Annotated in this window: 14 protein-coding genes and 1 tRNA gene; 3 read left to right on the top strand and 12 right to left on the bottom strand. The window is 67.1% G+C overall.

Annotated features, from left to right (window positions below; all coding sequences use genetic code 11):
- Nucleotides 1-2: 2 nt before the first annotated feature.
- The 7 genes from RH91_RS14765 to RH91_RS14735 form a co-directional block, all read right to left on the bottom strand.
- A complete protein-coding gene (locus RH91_RS14765) occupies nucleotides 3-1148 on the bottom strand; it encodes an ExeA family protein (RefSeq protein ID WP_010163663.1) in 1146 nt (381 codons plus the stop codon).
- Nucleotides 1149-1186: 38 nt separating this feature from the next.
- On the bottom strand, nucleotides 1187-2824 hold the full coding sequence (locus tag RH91_RS14760; protein WP_010163662.1) for a hypothetical protein: 1638 nt from the start codon (nucleotides 2822-2824) through the stop codon (nucleotides 1187-1189).
- Nucleotides 2824-3738 carry an AAA family ATPase gene (locus RH91_RS14755; RefSeq protein ID WP_010163660.1) on the bottom strand — a complete coding sequence of 305 codons (915 nt, stop codon included), beginning with the start codon at nucleotides 3736-3738 and terminating at the stop codon, nucleotides 2824-2826. Before RH91_RS14755 ends, RH91_RS14760 begins: the two co-directional genes overlap by 1 nt.
- A complete protein-coding gene (locus RH91_RS14750; protein ID WP_010163659.1) occupies nucleotides 3735-5255 on the bottom strand; it encodes an XrtA system polysaccharide chain length determinant in 1521 nt (506 codons plus the stop codon). The genes RH91_RS14755 and RH91_RS14750 overlap by 4 nt, the downstream gene beginning before the upstream one ends.
- A gap of 13 nt (nucleotides 5256-5268) precedes the next feature.
- A complete protein-coding gene (locus tag RH91_RS14745) occupies nucleotides 5269-5919 on the bottom strand; it encodes an XrtA/PEP-CTERM system exopolysaccharide export protein (protein ID WP_198283268.1) in 651 nt (216 codons plus the stop codon).
- Nucleotides 5920-5985: 66 nt separating this feature from the next.
- Nucleotides 5986-7218: a pyridoxal-dependent decarboxylase, exosortase A system-associated gene (locus tag RH91_RS14740; RefSeq protein WP_010163656.1), complete on the bottom strand. Its 1233-nt coding sequence runs from the start codon at nucleotides 7216-7218 to the stop codon at nucleotides 5986-5988.
- Complete coding sequence (locus RH91_RS14735) at nucleotides 7215-8717, bottom strand: AMP-binding protein (RefSeq protein WP_010163655.1); 1503 nt, start codon at nucleotides 8715-8717, stop codon at nucleotides 7215-7217. The genes RH91_RS14740 and RH91_RS14735 overlap by 4 nt, the downstream gene beginning before the upstream one ends.
- Nucleotides 8718-8832: 115 nt before the next feature.
- Between RH91_RS14735 and RH91_RS14730 the strand changes: the two genes are divergently transcribed.
- Genes RH91_RS14730 through RH91_RS14720 form a run of 3 tightly spaced genes read left to right on the top strand, consistent with a single transcriptional unit; the run spans nucleotide 8833 to nucleotide 10548 of the window.
- A complete protein-coding gene (locus RH91_RS14730) occupies nucleotides 8833-9105 on the top strand; it encodes an acyl carrier protein (RefSeq protein WP_010163654.1) in 273 nt (90 codons plus the stop codon).
- Nucleotides 9106-9112: 7 nt separating this feature from the next.
- Complete coding sequence (locus RH91_RS14725; RefSeq protein WP_010163653.1) at nucleotides 9113-9784, top strand: hypothetical protein; 672 nt, start codon at nucleotides 9113-9115, stop codon at nucleotides 9782-9784.
- Complete coding sequence (locus tag RH91_RS14720) at nucleotides 9772-10548, top strand: hydrolase 1, exosortase A system-associated (protein WP_010163652.1); 777 nt, start codon at nucleotides 9772-9774, stop codon at nucleotides 10546-10548. Before RH91_RS14725 ends, RH91_RS14720 begins: the two co-directional genes overlap by 13 nt.
- A 162-nt stretch (nucleotides 10549-10710) precedes the next feature.
- Here the strand turns inward: RH91_RS14720 and trxB are convergent, their stop codons facing one another.
- From trxB to RH91_RS14695, 5 genes are all read right to left on the bottom strand, one after another.
- Nucleotides 10711-11676 (bottom strand): thioredoxin-disulfide reductase, encoded by a 966-nt coding sequence (gene trxB, locus RH91_RS14715; RefSeq protein ID WP_010163651.1) that lies wholly within the window; start codon nucleotides 11674-11676, stop codon nucleotides 10711-10713.
- A 105-nt stretch (nucleotides 11677-11781) separates the two neighbouring features.
- Nucleotides 11782-12165 (bottom strand): VOC family protein, encoded by a 384-nt coding sequence (locus RH91_RS14710; RefSeq protein WP_029623898.1) that lies wholly within the window; start codon nucleotides 12163-12165, stop codon nucleotides 11782-11784.
- A 66-nt stretch (nucleotides 12166-12231) separates the two neighbouring features.
- Nucleotides 12232-12308 (bottom strand) — tRNA-Met (locus RH91_RS14705).
- A 59-nt stretch (nucleotides 12309-12367) separates the two neighbouring features.
- Nucleotides 12368-12883, bottom strand: coding sequence for a 2'-5' RNA ligase family protein (locus RH91_RS14700; protein ID WP_010163648.1), 516 nt, complete (start codon nucleotides 12881-12883; stop codon nucleotides 12368-12370).
- Nucleotides 12884-12885: 2 nt separating this feature from the next.
- Nucleotides 12886-14817: a KUP/HAK/KT family potassium transporter gene (locus tag RH91_RS14695; RefSeq protein ID WP_010163647.1), complete on the bottom strand. Its 1932-nt coding sequence runs from the start codon at nucleotides 14815-14817 to the stop codon at nucleotides 12886-12888.
- Nucleotides 14818-14872 lie beyond the last annotated feature (55 nt).

Below are 14872 nucleotides of genomic sequence, written 5' to 3'. Positions count from 1 at the left end.
GCTCACTTCCCGTTGTGCTGGATGGCGCTGATGGGACCGTGCGCGGTCTCCGCCCAGTCGACCAGCAGTGTCAGGACGCGGCGCAGCGCGACATCCTGTTCCTCGATCCGTGCCTCAAGCGACTCGATCCGGGCGATAAGCGCGGCATCGGCCGGAAGCGTGGCTGCGGTCGGCGCAGGCGGTTCCGGTTGTGCAACCTCCCCCTCGACCGAGGCGGCGGAGAAGCGGATCGGCAACGCTTCGCTCGGTGCTGGAACGTGGAAGATCGGCAGTGGTTTCGGGTCCGGGAGACGCCCCGAAACGGCCGGTGTTTCGCGTGCCGTCGCTTTCCCGGGCATGTCGCCCGCGATGTCCGCGATCACCGCTCCGACCGCCTCGAGATCGATCGTGTCGAGCGCTTCGAGCGCGCCGAACAGCAATACACGTCCCGCCAGCTGGTTGAGGCGCCGCGGCACGCCGTCGGACGCCGCGTAGAGCGCGGCATAGGCCTCCCGGGTAAAGCCGGGACGCCCCGCCGACCCGACCACCGCGAGGCGATGCTGGAGATAGGGTTCGACTTCCTCTGGCTCCATCGGATCGAGATGATGCACCGCGATCACGCGCTGGCGCAGTTGCTCGAGTCGGTCCGACCCGTGCAGCCGGGTGCGGAATTCGGGCTGGCCGAGCAGGAAGATCTGCACCAGCGCATGCCCGCCGGTCTGGAAGTTGGACAGCATCCGCAGCTCTTCCAGGCTGCCGACCGGCAACGCCTGCGCCTCGTCGACGATCAGCAGCGTGCGCCGGCCGGTTCGCGCGATCGCATGCAGCCCGCGCTCGATCGCGACGAGCAACTGCGCCTTGCTCAGCCCCTCCGCGTCGAGCTCAAGCCCGCCCGCGACCATCCGCAGCAGGTCTTCCGCTTCGATCTGCGTCGAGACGATCTTGATGACATGCAGGCGCGCCGGGTCGATCGTTGCCATCAGATGCCCGACCAGCGTCGTCTTTCCCGCGCCGACGTCCCCGGTGATGACGATGAACCCCTCGCCCTGCGACAGGCCGTACCCGAGATACGCCATCGCCTTGCGATGCGTCGCGGTCTCGAACCAGAAACGCGGGTCCGGCGTCAGCTGGAAAGGGCGACCGGTCAGTCCGTAATGATCGTCGTACATTGCACCATCCTCGCCGGAACCCTACACGCCCGGGCGTTTCAGAAGTGATACCGCATCCCGAGCTGCGCCTGTGCGGACAGCTGATCGTCGATACCCTTCTGGTTGAACGAATAAAGACCGGCCGATGCCTGCGCGGCGATCCGGCCGAAATTGTGATAATAGAGCCCGGTCGCGCCGGTGCTAAACACGCCTGGCGCGGCGGTAATCCCGCTTTCGTAATAATTGGCGAAGACGTTGCCGTTGACGCCCGAATTGCGATCGATCGGCGCACCCGCAAAGACCTGCGCGTAGAAGCTTTCGTCGGTCACCCCGTCGATGCTGAAGCCGCCGGCCTCGGGCGCCGCGAAGCGCCGCGTGGCATATCCGCCGCCGATCCCGACGTTCAGTGCGCCGCGCCGCGCCGACAGCACCGCATCCACACCGCGGGCACGGTAGGCGGCGGTCGAGATCGACTGGAACACGCCGTTGAGGCATCCGCCCGCCGCACCACTTGTCGCCCCGCCCGCCAACCCGCCCGCCGCGCCACTCGCCGCGCCAAACGTGCAGCCGCTGAACTGCTGCCCGAACGCATCGCGCTGGTCGACGAAGCTCGTCGGCAGACCCGCGAGGCCCTGACGCAACTGGCGCCCGAACGTGTCGAAACTGTCGTACACCGCGACCTGGACGCCGACAGCACTGCTCGCGGCATAGCTGAACGAACCCGAATAGGTCATCCCGCCATAGCGCCACCCGACCCGCCCCTGCAGTTGCGTGCGCGGGCTGGGGCGCCAGAGCACGCCGCCATCGTAGATCAGCCCGTCCGTGCGATAGGCGATCCGGGGCGCGGCGGCGGGATCGGTGACGTAGCGTCCGCGACCGTCGACGACCGGCACGCCATTGCCGTCGCGCAGCGGGTCCTTCTGCGTGACGGTGATCTTCTCATATCCCGCCCCGGCGGTGAGCGCGACGGTTCCGCTGACCGGCAGGGTGGCATCCGCGCGGCCGAGGGACTGTTCGTATTTCTGGTCGAGCTGCGAGGCGCTATCGCGCTCATACGCGCCGGACAAAGTGATCCCGACCGGCAGCACCGCCCCGGGCTTCACCGCGGCGCTCGCGTTGACGACGTGGCTCTGCGACGTTCCGAACACGTCGAGCGGCATGCTGCCCGCCGCGACGCCGGTCGTGCCCGGGGCCTCGGCCTTGGTATAGCCATAGCGATAGCTTGCCGTCACGCCGACCGGGCCGACATGCCGCGCGAGCGTCGGGCCGACATAGGCGGAATAGACCTGGCTGATATTGTCGACGTTGCCGACGAGGTTGCCCGGTGCCGCCCCGCGAATGTCCGACCGCACGCGCGTTGCGATCGCGCCGCCCTCCAGGCTCACCCCGCGCGCGAGCGTGATCGTACCGCGCGCGAGCCCGCTGTGGACGTCCGCGTCGCCGACTCGCTTGTCCCAGGAAATCCGATGTTCGTAGCGATAGCTGACCTGCGCCTGCGCACGGCGGTTGTGGACCGATGCCTCCACCCCGGCGGCAACCGTCGAATAGGTCAGCACGTCGTCAGTGTTGAGGTCCGCGGTGACGGCCTGACCGATCTCGATATACGGTGCCAAAGCCTTGTCGCGCGGTGCCGCTTCGCCAGGCACCGCGAAAAGCCCGAGCGTCACGACCAGCCCCGGCCACACGCGCCGCCGCATCAGGCGTCGTCCTGCTGCGCATAATAGCTGCCATAGCGACGACCGCCCGGGGCATAGGCGACCGCGTTGAGCAACAGCTGCACCTGCTCGCAATCATCCAGCAGCGCGACCGCGTCGCGCAGGTCGGACTCGCCGGTGCGATCCGCGCGGACCACCAGCACCACCTGCCCGACGCGCCCCGCGATCAGCGCTGCCGGAGACGCTGCGAGGACCGGCGGCGAATCGAAGATCACGATCCGGCGCGGATCCGCCGCCAGCAACGCCGCGAGCACCTGTTCGGTCCGCGCGCTCGCGACGAGCTCGGTGTCGGCGTGGCTCTTGGTCCCGCACGGCAACAGGCTGAGCTGCGCGATGTCGGTCCGGACGATGCAGCCTTCTGGGTCGATCGTCGGATCGGCGAGCGCATCGAGCAGCCCCGGTCCCTCGGCCAGTCCCACGCGCTTCATAACGTCCGGCTTGGCGAAATCGGCGTCGATCAGCAACACCTCGACGTCGCGTTCCGCCGCAAGCGAGATGGCGAGATTGAGCGCGCAATAGGTCTTGCCGTCATCCGGGTTGGCGGACGTGACGAGGATCGTACGCGCGAAGGCTTGGCTTTCCGCGCGCGGGCTGCGGGCGGTCGCGAGCAGATGGCGCTTCACCAGCCGGAATTCCTCCGCCAGCGGACCGATCGGTGCGCCGGGCACGAGCAACCCATGCTCCGCCAGCAATGCACGGTCGATGCTGGCGACCGGCCCCGAAACCGAAGCTGCGCGCATGCGTGAGGGGGCGGCGGACGCCGGTTCCGCGTTCGTAATCCCGGTCGAAGCGCCGGTTCCGCTCGTGCGCACGCGACGATGCGCATCCAGATCGTAAAGCGCGGCCGCACGTTCCAGCAGCGACGCGAGCGGCTTGCGAGACGATGGATCGATCATGCCGCAAATCCCCGCTGAAGCATCTCGACCCCGAGCAGCCCGACCCAGGCCACGCCAAGCGCCGCGACCCCGCCGCCAAAATACAGCACCATCCGCCGCGCGGTGGAGATCTCGGCGTCGCTGCGCATTTGCCCGATTGCGCCGATCACGGGCATCCCGGCGACCTTTTCCAGCCGCGCCGCGGTCGGGAAGGTCGTCTTGAGCTGGCCGAGCGCGAACGCCGCCGCTATGCCGGCGCCGATCGCCGCGACGAGCACACCGCTCAGCAGCAACGGGCGGTTGGGCGATGCGGGGACACGCCGCGCGGAAGGCGGATCGATCACGCTGAACTTGATCGAATCGGTCTGCGACTGTGCCTGCCCGCGCAGTTTGATCGCCTCGCGGTCCGACAGCAGCTTGGCGTAGGAATCCTTCAAGACCTGATAGTCGTTTTCGATCTGCGATTGTTCGGCGGCGACCGCCGGATCACCCGACAGTTTCGCGGTGATCGAGTCGAGATCGGACTGGAGTTGCGCGCGACGGGCGCTGAGCGCCGCAACCTGTGCCTGCTTCTCCGCCTGGATCGATCGTATCGACAGATAGGCGGGGTTGGACGCCGCTGCGACACCGCCGCCACCGACCAGCGGTTCGCCCCGCGCCGCCGCCTGTGCGGCGGCAAGCTGCCCCTTGAGCGCGATGACGTCGGGATGGTTCTCGGTATCGCCCTTCGCGCGCGCATCCGCGAGCTGGCCCTGGATCGCGCTCAGCCGCGCGCGCGCCGGGCCGACGCTGACGGTGCCGGCGACGCCAGCGATGGTGGCGGGGGTTCCTGCCATCTGCCCGTTCATCGCCGCGAGCCCCGATTGCGCCGCCGCGAGATCGCTCTCGACCTGCGCCATCGCGGAGCGTGCCGCGCCCATGCGGTCGGTCAGCGACCCCGTCCCCGGCAGGCTGCCGAGATAGCGGTTCTGGAAATCGGTGCGCTTGGCATCCGCATCGGAGAGTTGCTTTTGCCGCTGCGCCAGTTGCGCATCGAGGAAGGTGAGGCTCTGGCTGGTCTCGTCGCGGTCGCCCGACAGGTTCTGTTCGACGAACAGGTCGATCAGCTTCTGCACCACCTGCCGCGTGACCTTGGGGCTCGCGCCGGTCGCGACGATCTCGAACAGATTGTCCTGCTGCGCGGTGATCTTGATCGCCTTTTGCAAGCCTGCCACCCGTTCCGCGAGATCGCGATCGGTCCGGACGGTGGCGGCGAGATCGGTTCCGCGGACGACCTTTTCGAGACTGCTCGCCGAGGTCAGCGTCTGGCGGATCGTGTCGACGTCCTTCTGCTGGTCCGCCGCGGTGATACCGACCGCGCTCGGCAGCACGGTCTGCATCTGGACGAAGACGCGCGCGCGCGATTCATAGTTATTGTGGATCTGCGCCACGGCCAGCCAGCCGAGCAGCGCCACCCCCCACGCCACCCCAAGCGCGATCCAGCGTCGCAGCCAGATCGCGTAGAGCATCAGCCGGATTTCGTCGAAAAGCCCGTTCATCGTCGCCGCGCCCTCAGAACATGCTCTCGGGGATGATGATCACGTCGCCCGGTTCGAGCCGGACGTTCGCTCGACTGTCCCCGTCCTTGAGCAACCGGGACAGTTTCAGCGCATATTCCACTTGCTTGCCCGTGGCGCGATCGTAGCGCACCAGCCGCGCGCGGTTGCCCGCGGCATATTGGCTCAGGCCCCCAACCGAGATCATCGCGTCGAGCAACGTCATGTTCGCGCGATACGGGATCGACGCGGGCTTCTCGGTCGCGCCGACGATGCGGATCTGCTGGCTGAACGTGCCCGCGAAATTCTCGACGATCACCGAGACGATCGGGTCCTTGATATATTCGCCAAGCGAAATCTTCATGTCGTCCGCGAGCATCCGCGGCGTCTTGCCGACTGCGGGCATGTCGTTGATCAGCGGCGTGGTGATGCGGCCGTCGGGACGGACCTGGACCTTGGTCGACAGCTCCGGGTTGCGCCACACGAAGATGTTGAGCTGGTCGAGCGGGCCGATGATATATTCCTCGCTCGGCTTGTCCTGCGAGGCGACGAACGAGGCCTGCGGCAGCGCCGGGCGGTCACCGGCGGCACAGCCGGCCAGCGTGGCGACGGCCACCCCCGCAAGCAGCAAACCGACCGAAGTCCTCGAAACGCACACCATAAACACCTCCCGCCGAGCGCCATCAGCGCGCGGTATTCGGGACGCTATGCCGGGTAATGGGTGAAGATAGCGTTAGGGCTGCGTGCCCTGCCCGACGAGCATTTCGCTTGGGTGCGGATGGCCGAGGAACGCGGTCGGGCTGGCGGTGAGCCCATAGGCGCCTGCCATGAACACCGCGACCAGATCCCCGACCTGCGCCACCGGCAGCGTTACTTTGTCCGCGAGCCGGTCGAGCGGGGTGCAGAGCGGGCCGACGACGCTGACCGTCTCGGTCGGTGCGTCCGGAGCGGCGTTCGCAATCGCGACCGGATAGTTGCGCCGGACCACCGTGCCTAGGTTCCCGGTCGCTGCAAGCTGATGGTGCAGGCCGCCGTCGACCACGAGGAACGTCTCCCCGCGGCTCTCCTTCCTGTCTACGATCCGGGTGAGATAGACCCCTGCCTCGCCGACGGGCCAGCGACCGAGTTCGATCGCGTAGCGCGTTCCGGCCCGGTCGCGACCTTCGAGCTGTTCGCCGAGCGCGGTGCCGATCGCCGCCACGTCGACCGGCACTTCGCCCGGGAAATACGGGATGCCGAAGCCGCCGCCGAGGTTGACCAGCGGCGGCTGCGCGCCGACATCCGCACTCAACCGGTCCGCGAGCGCGAGCGTCGCGGCCTGCGTCTCGATGATCGCGCCAGCGTCGAGCGCCTGCGAGCCCGCGAAGATATGCCAGCCGCGCCATTCCGCCCCGGCCGCGATAACCGTGCGCGCGACCTCCGCGGCTTGGTCCGCATCGATCCCGAACGGAGAGGCGCGCCCGCCCATCCGCATCCCCGAGCCGCGCAGCTCGATGTCGGGATTGACCCGAATTGCGAGACGGGGCGTCATGCCGTCGCGTTCGCCGATCGCCAGCGCCCGCCGTGCCTCACCCGCGGATTCGACATTGATCGTGATTCCCGCCGCGATCGCCGCTGCCAGTTCGTCGTCGCGCTTGCCCGGGCCTGCGAAACTGATCGTGCGGGCGTGTTTGTGGGGCAAGGCGAGCGCGAGTTCTCCAGCGGAGGCGATGTCGAACCCGTCCACCAACGGGGCCATGAACCCGAGCAATTCCACGAATGGATTGGCCTTGATCGCATAATGCAGGTCGATGCCCGCCGGCATGGCCGAGCGGAAGCGCGCGATCCGCGCCGATACTATGCCCGCATCATAGACGAACAGGGGCGTGTCGCCGGCGCGTGCGACCAGGGTTTCCGCGGTTTCTCCGGCAATCCGCAGCGGCGTGCCCGCGCCAAAGTCGGCCGGGATCGTCCCCATCGGTTTCATGACGTCATCTCTGCCTTGATTGCCGCGCGATCGAGCTTGCCATTGGCGTTGCGCGGGAGGTCTGCGCGCCAGACATAGCGCAGGGGTTGCTGGAAACTCGGCAGGTCGCGCCGCAACCGTGCCCGCAGATCGGCCTCGCGTGTCCCGTCCCCGCGCGCGATCACGAGAATCGCCTGCCCCAGCCGCGCATCCGCGACGCCAAGCGCGACCGCCTCGACGGTCTCGCCACCGGCGACGACGGCTTCCTCGATCTCGGTCGGGCTGATCCGGTTTCCCGCGCTCTTGATCATCTCATCATCGCGACCGACGAACCGCAACAGTCCGTCCGCCCCGCGCACGACCGTATCCCCCGACCAGACTGCCATGCCGGACCCCTTCGCCCAGGCCGGTGCCGGGCGAAACCGCATCGCGGTACGTTCGAGATCACGCCAATATCCCTGAGCCACCAATGGCCCCGCGTGAACGAGTTCGCCCGGCTCGCCGGGCTCCGCGGAGGTCCCATCGGGGCGGACGACGAGCACTTCGGCAAAGGGGATCGCCCGGCCGATCGAATCGGGGTGGTCCGCTACCAGTTCGGGCGAAAGGTAGGTCGATCGGAACGCCTCGGTCAGTCCGTACATCGGATACAGGTCCGCGGACGGGAAACGGGCGCGCAATCCGGTGACGATCGGCGCGGTCAATGCACCCCCCGAGTTCGTCAATCTTTTGAGTAGGTTTGCAACCGTTTCCGGCCATTCGATCTCCAGCAGCTGGACCCATAACGGCGGTACACCCGCGAGCGTCGTGGGCGCGAGCCGCTCGACCGCCTTCACCACGTCACGCGCCGTCAGATAGTCGAGCGGGGCATAACTCGCCCCCGCCGCCCAGGTGGAGAACAGCTGGTTCTGCCCGTAATCGAAGCTGAGGGGCAGCACGCCAAGCACGCGGTCGGCCGCAGACAGGTTGAGATAGTGCGCAACGCTGATCGCCCCGAGCCACAGGTTCGCATGGCTGAGCATCACCCCCTTGGGCCGTCCGGTCGACCCCGAGGTGTACAGGATCGCAGCGAGCGTATCGCCCGAAGCGTTCGACCGTGGCAGCGGCTGGATCGATGGGTCGAGCGCCGACTCGAACAGGGTCAGACAACCGTCGGGAATATCGCCGCTTTCCAACGTCTCGAGGCGGGCCGGCTGCGACACGAGCACCGTCGCTCCGCTATCCCCCAGAATGTGCGCGACCTGTGCGCGCTTGAGCATCGGGTTGATCGGTACGTGGACCAGACCCGCACGCGGCGCCGCCATCGGCAGGACGCAGGCAAGCCGAGTCTTGGGCAGCCAACTCGCGACGCGCGCGCCCGGCGCCAGGTTCTGCGCGGAAAGCCACGCTGCCACCTGCCCCGTCAGCCGTTCGAGCCCGGCAAAATCGAGCACGCCCGCCCGGTCGATCAGCGCGACATCGGACGCACCACCACGCAGGGGCAGCGTATCGATCGGGAACGGGATCGGGTCGAGCGCAATCATGGCCCCTGATAGCCCGCCCTCGCCGCGTGTGAAGCCTTTGCGCGCTGTGCCCTTGGCAGAGCGCCGCGCAGTCTCTATCGCAGCGCACCATTACGGTCCTCAACCGGGGTTGTCAGTGCTTCCAGAAGATTACGGCCAGATCGACACCACCATCCGTGCCTGCCTGCGCGACGTGCTGGGCCTTTCCGAAGCGCGCGTCGCTGCGTTCGAGGACGAAACCCCGTTGTTCGGCGCGCTCCCCGAGCTCGATTCGATGGCGGTCGCGGGACTGCTGACCGAGATCGAGGAACGGCTCGGCATCTTGATCGAGGACGACGAAGTCGACGGCGACATGCTCGAGACCTTCGGCGCGCTCGTTCGCTTCGCTGCGGCGCACGCGCCGCGCTGATGGCGGATTGATCGACCACTATGCCTGGCGCGGCGGCCGCGAGGTCATGCTGCGCTTCGGTCCCGAAACCGGGCCGGTCGTGATGGTCGCGCTGCCGCTGTTCGAGGAAGCCAATCGCGTCCGCGCGCTTGCGGTGAGCGTATGCCGGGCGCTTGCAGACCGCGGGGTCGCGAGCGTGCTGCCGGATCTGCCGGGGCAAGGCGAGAGCCTCGTTCCTCTGCAGGATTGCACGCTGAGCGACATGCAGGACGGTTTTCACACCGTCTGCGAGGTCATGCGCACAACTGGCCGCCTTCCCTTCTGTGTATCGATCCGCAGCGGTGCGCTGCTAGCGCCGCCAGCGATGCCGCATTGGTGCCTCGCCCCGCAGGACACGACGGACCTGTTGCGCCACCTCCGGCGCATCCAGCAGGCCGGAAACCTCCACCGCGTGCCCGAGACGACCGGGCCAATCGCCGGAAACCCGATCTCCGCCGCCTTCCTCGGCGAACTCGCCGCGCCCGAGACCGCGCCCGCGCCGGTCACGCGCACGCTCCGGCTGAACGGAGACCCTGCCGAGGCCGATCGTCATGTCGCAGGAAACCCGCTCTGGCGCCGTGCGGAACCCGACAATGACGCAGCGCTCGCGCAAGTGCTTGCGGCGGATATTGCCGCCTGGATCGCCTCATGCGCCGGCTGATGACCTTCCCCTGCGCGGACGAGACGCTGGTCGCGACGCTTGACGAGGCGGACGGCAAGACCGGCCTGCTGATCGTATCGGGCGGCAACGAGATCCGGATCGGCGCGCATCGCGGCATGGCGCTACTGGCACAACGGCTTGCTGCGCGGGGCCACCCGGTGTTCCGCTTCGACCGTCGCGGAATCGGCGACTCAACCGGGGAGAACGGCGGTTTCCTGTCGTCCGCGCCCGACATTGCCGCCGCCGCAAAGGCTTTCCGCGCGGAAACGGGGATCGAACGCCTCGCCGCCTTCGGCAATTGCGATGCCGCCACTGCGTTGGCGCTGTTCGGGGACGCTGCCGGGATCGACCGGCTGATCCTCGCCAATCCGTGGGTGATCGAACCGTCCGACGACCTCCCCCCGGCCGCAGCGATCCGCGCGCGCTACGCGGAGAAGCTGCGCGACCCGCGCGAATGGCTCAGGCTGGCGCGCGGGGGCGTCAGCTTGCGCAAACTCGTCAGAGGACTGTCGAAGCTGTCGCGCAACCGGTCGCAGCGCCCACAACCGCTCGCGCAACGCTTTCGCGAGGCCCTGCGAGCGCGCCAACCCGGCGTCATGATCCTCCTCGCCGAGCACGACAACACCGCCATCGCGTTTCGGGCTGCGGTCGCCGACCCTGTCGCAGCCGTCATGACCTGCGACACTGCCAGCCACAGCTTTGCCAATGTGAGCGACGCAGCGTGGCTGGAACGACAGATCATTGCAGGGCTGGGGACAGACTGAGGCTGATAGAAGCAGCCTCCCCGGCGAAGGCCGGGGCCCAGTAGAAACGGCCGAGGTAACGAAGCTCGTCGCTCGCAATGGCTTGTTTCGCTCCTGGGCCCCGGCCTTCGCCGGGGAAGGAAACATTGTAAACGAGACCTGCCGGTCCCCGCAGGCGGCAGGCTACTCCGCCGCCTCGGCCATTTCGAATTCCATCTCCGCGAGGAACTTCTCGGCGTCGAGCGCGGCCATACACCCCGTCCCCGCAGCGGTCACCGCTTGGCGATAGATCTTGTCCATCACGTCGCCGCACGCAAACACGCCGGGAACGTTGGTCCGGGTGGAGCCGGTCTCGGTCCAGATATAATGGTCGTCGTCGAGCTTCAAATGCCCGCGGAACAGTTCGGTCGCGGGATGGTGCCCGATCGCGACGAAGCCGCCCTCGGTGTCGAGCCGCGACTTCTCGCCGGTCACGGTATCGATCAGGTCGATCGCGACGAGCCCCGCGGTCCCGCCGCCGTCGACGAACTGGTCGACTTCCTTGTTCCACAGCACCGTCACGCCCTTATGCGCGAACAGCCGCTCCTGCAGGATGCGTTCGGCGCGGAGCGAATCGCGGCGGTGGATCAACGTCACGTCGGGGGAATGGTTGGTGAGGTACAGCGCCTCCTCGACCGCGGTGTTGCCGCCGCCAATCACCGCGACCTTCTTGCCGCGATAGAAGAAGCCGTCGCACGTCGCGCAGGCGCTGACGCCCTTGCCCTTGAGCGCGTCCTCGCTGTCGAGCCCGAGCCACTTGGCCTGCGCCCCCGTCGCGATGACGAGCACGTCGCCCTCATACACATCCCCGCTATCGCCGATCAGCCGGAACGGGCGGCGCGTCAGGTCGACCTCGACCACCGTGTCGTACATCAACTGCGTGCCGACATGCTCTGCCTGCTTCTGCATCTGCTCCATCAGCCACGGGCCTTGGATGACGTCCGCAAAGCCGGGATAATTCTCGACGTCGGTCGTCGTCATCAACTGGCCGCCGGGCTGGATGCCCTGGACGAGGATCGGTTTCATCCCCGCACGTGCGCCATAGATGGCGGCGGAGAGGCCGGCCGGGCCCGAACCGAGGATCAACATGCGGGTGGTATGGGTGGTCATGGTCGCTTTCGTCCTGTCGGCCCGCCGCGTCTAGGGTCGCGACGGGCCGGCTGACAACATGGTGTGCGCGCCGCGTCAAGCAAGACCGGCGCGCGGATTGCGGTATCAGGCAGGCACGCGATGCATCGCGCACAGTTTGTTGCCGGCGGGATCGCGCAGATAGGCGAGGTACAGCTTGCCGAGCGCGCCTTCGCGAATGCCGGGGGGATTTTCGCAAGGCGTGCCGCCAGCCGCCACACCGGCGGCATGCCAGGCGTCCGCAGCCTCGGGCGAATCGGCCTTGAATCCGATCGTACCGCCATTGGCATGGCACGCGGGCTCGCCGTCGATCGGCTTGGTCAGGATCAACAACCCGCCGCCGTGCATGTAGAAGACCCGTCCCGACGGATCGTCGCGGCCTGGCGTGCCGCCAAGCGCGCCGATCGTCGCATCGTAGAACGCCCGCGATGCGGCCATGTCGTTCGATCCGAGCATGATGTGACTGAACACGGAACCTCTCCCTTTTTTGTCGTGAGAGGTTTCGATTAGCAGTTCGATACGGCGGCGCTACCGTTTTGGTAGCGGAGGAGGGACTTGAACCCCCGACCCCAGGATTATGATTCCCGTGCTCTAACCAACTGAGCTACTCCGCCAAGCCGTATCGAAGAGGGGGCGCTATAGGAGCGGGACGGCCGCGCGGTCAACCGCCTTTTCACGTAAAATTATGGCGCGACAACGGTTCCCACGGTCCGCCACGATACCACCAGCTCGCCAGCCCGGCGATGCGTACCGTCCGTGGCCGGAAATCGGTCTCCAACGTGGCTTTCAGCGCCTTGGCGACGGCAGGGTCGACCTTGTTCTGCACGGTGACATGCGGCCGCCACCCGGCGCGGTCCTGCGGCGTCAGCAGCGTCTCGAACGCCTCGGCGAGCCCGGCGCGAATCTCTTCAAGCGCGGGCGAATCGATCCGGAACGCCACGCCGCGCCCGAGCGACATCACCCCGGCGATCCGCGCATCAGGCGCGGGAATGCCGCGCGTCTCCGCGGTCAGCCGCTGCTTGAGCTCGCGCTCGAGACTTGGCGCGAGATGATGGAACATCGTCAGATGCGCAGCCAACTGGTTGCGTTCGGGCGGAAAGTGCGCCCGGCGCAATTCGTCGAAATACGCGGCATCGCCCGCGCCGAACAGCGCCGTCACGATGATCGGCGCACCCGTCGCTCCATCCATGGTCAAATCTCGAGCTGGCTGCCCAGTTCGACCACGCGATTGGTCGGCAGGCGGAAGAACTCCATCGCGCTCTCGGCGTTGCGCAGCATCCACGAGAACAGCTTTTCGCGCCAGATCATCATCCCCGGCCGCGACGACGGCAGCAACGTCTGCCGCGCGAGGAAGAAGCTGGTGTCGATCATGCGGAAATCGGCCCCGCAGCGGTGCACGTTGGCCAGCGCGTTCGGCACGTCCGGCTCCTCGACGAAGCCGTAGCGCAAGATCATCCGGTGGAAGCCCTGCCCGAGATCCTCGATCGAGCAGCGCTGCCCCTCGGGGATATAGGGTTCGTCCGCGATCTTGACCGTCAGCAGGATGATCCGCTCGTGGAGCACCTTGTTGTGCTTGAGATTGTGGAGCAGCGCGTGCGGCACGCCCTCGGGCGACGAGGTCATGAACACCGCCGTCCCCGGCACCCGCGTGGCGGAGGTCGCGGCGGACTGGATGAACACCTTGATCGGCATCGCCGATTCGCGCATCCGGTCGATCATCAATTGTCGCCCCTTCGACCAGGTCGTCAGCACCACGAAGATGCAGAAGCCGACCAGCAACGGGAACCAGCCACCCGACGGGATCTTGGTGAGGTTGGCGCTGAAATAGGCACCATCGACCAGGAAGAACACGGCAAGCAGCGGCACCGCGAAGTACACGGGCCAGCGCCACAGCCGGAACAGCACGATCGACAACAGGCAGGTATCGATCAGCATCGCCCCGGTCACCGCGATCCCGTACGCCGAGGTGAGGTTGGACGAGCTGCGGAAGAACACCAGCAGCAGCAGCACCATCGTGCCGAGGATCCAGTTGATCAGCGGGAGGTAGATCTGCCCGACCGTCGCCGCGCTGGTATGCTCGATCCGCAGCCGCGGGATGAAGCCGAGCTGGATCGCCTGATGCGTGACGGAAAACGCGCCCGAGATCACCGCCTGCGACGCGATCACCGCCGCCGCGATCGACAGCAGCACCAGCGGCAGGCGAAGCTGTTCGGTCGCAAGCATATAGAACGGCGCTTCGAGCGCGGGCATGCCGATCCGCGAGAGCAACGCGCCCTGCCCCATGTAGTTGAGCATCAAGGCCGGGAGGACGACACACAGCCACGAAATGCCGATCGGGTTGCGCCCGAAATGCCCCATATCGGAATAGAGCGCCTCGGCACCCGTCACCGCGAGCACGACCGACCCGAGCGCGAGAAACGCCCGGACCGGGTCCAGCGCGAAGAATTCGAACGCGTGCTGCGGCGACAGCGCCCACAGGATCTGCGGCGTCTCGATGATGCTCAGCACACCGAGCGTCGCGATCACCGCGAAATAGACGAGCATCACCGGCCCGAAGAACAGGCTGACGCGCGCGGTGCCGCTGCGCTGGATCGAGAACAGCCCGATCACGATCGCCATCGCGATCGGCAGGACGAACTGCCCGAGGCCGGGCGCGGCGACCTTCAACCCCTCGACCGCCGACAAGACCGAAACGGCAGGTGTGATCATACTGTCGCCGTAGAACAGCGCCGTCGCGAACACGCCGAGCAGCACGATCCCGCGCGACCAGCGCCGCGTCGTCGTCCGGTTGTTGACCAGCGCGAGCAACGCAAGGCTCCCGCCCTCGCCCTTGTTGTCCGCGCGCATCAGGATGGTGACATATTTGAACGTCACCACGATCATCATCGACCAGAAGATCAGGCTGACCACGCCCATGATATGGACCGCATCGACCGCGAGCTTGTGATGCCCGGCGAAGGTTTCGCGGAAGGCGTAGATCGGGCTGGTGCCGATATCGCCGAACACGACGCCAACCGCGCCGAGCGCTAGGCGGGCAAGGCCGTTCTTACGATGCTGGGGTTCGATCGCGGCGGAGTCGCCAGCGGTCGTCAGGTCCGTCGCGGATGCGTTCACGATGCTCACAATGCGCTGAATTTCAAACCGATTTGAAACGGATAGGCCAAGAATGACCGCATGA

The organism is Sphingomonas sp. PAMC 26617, assembly GCF_000242835.1.
Classification (GTDB): Bacteria; Pseudomonadota; Alphaproteobacteria; order Sphingomonadales; family Sphingomonadaceae; genus Sphingomonas.
This window is presented reverse-complemented; position numbering and strand designations above follow the sequence as displayed.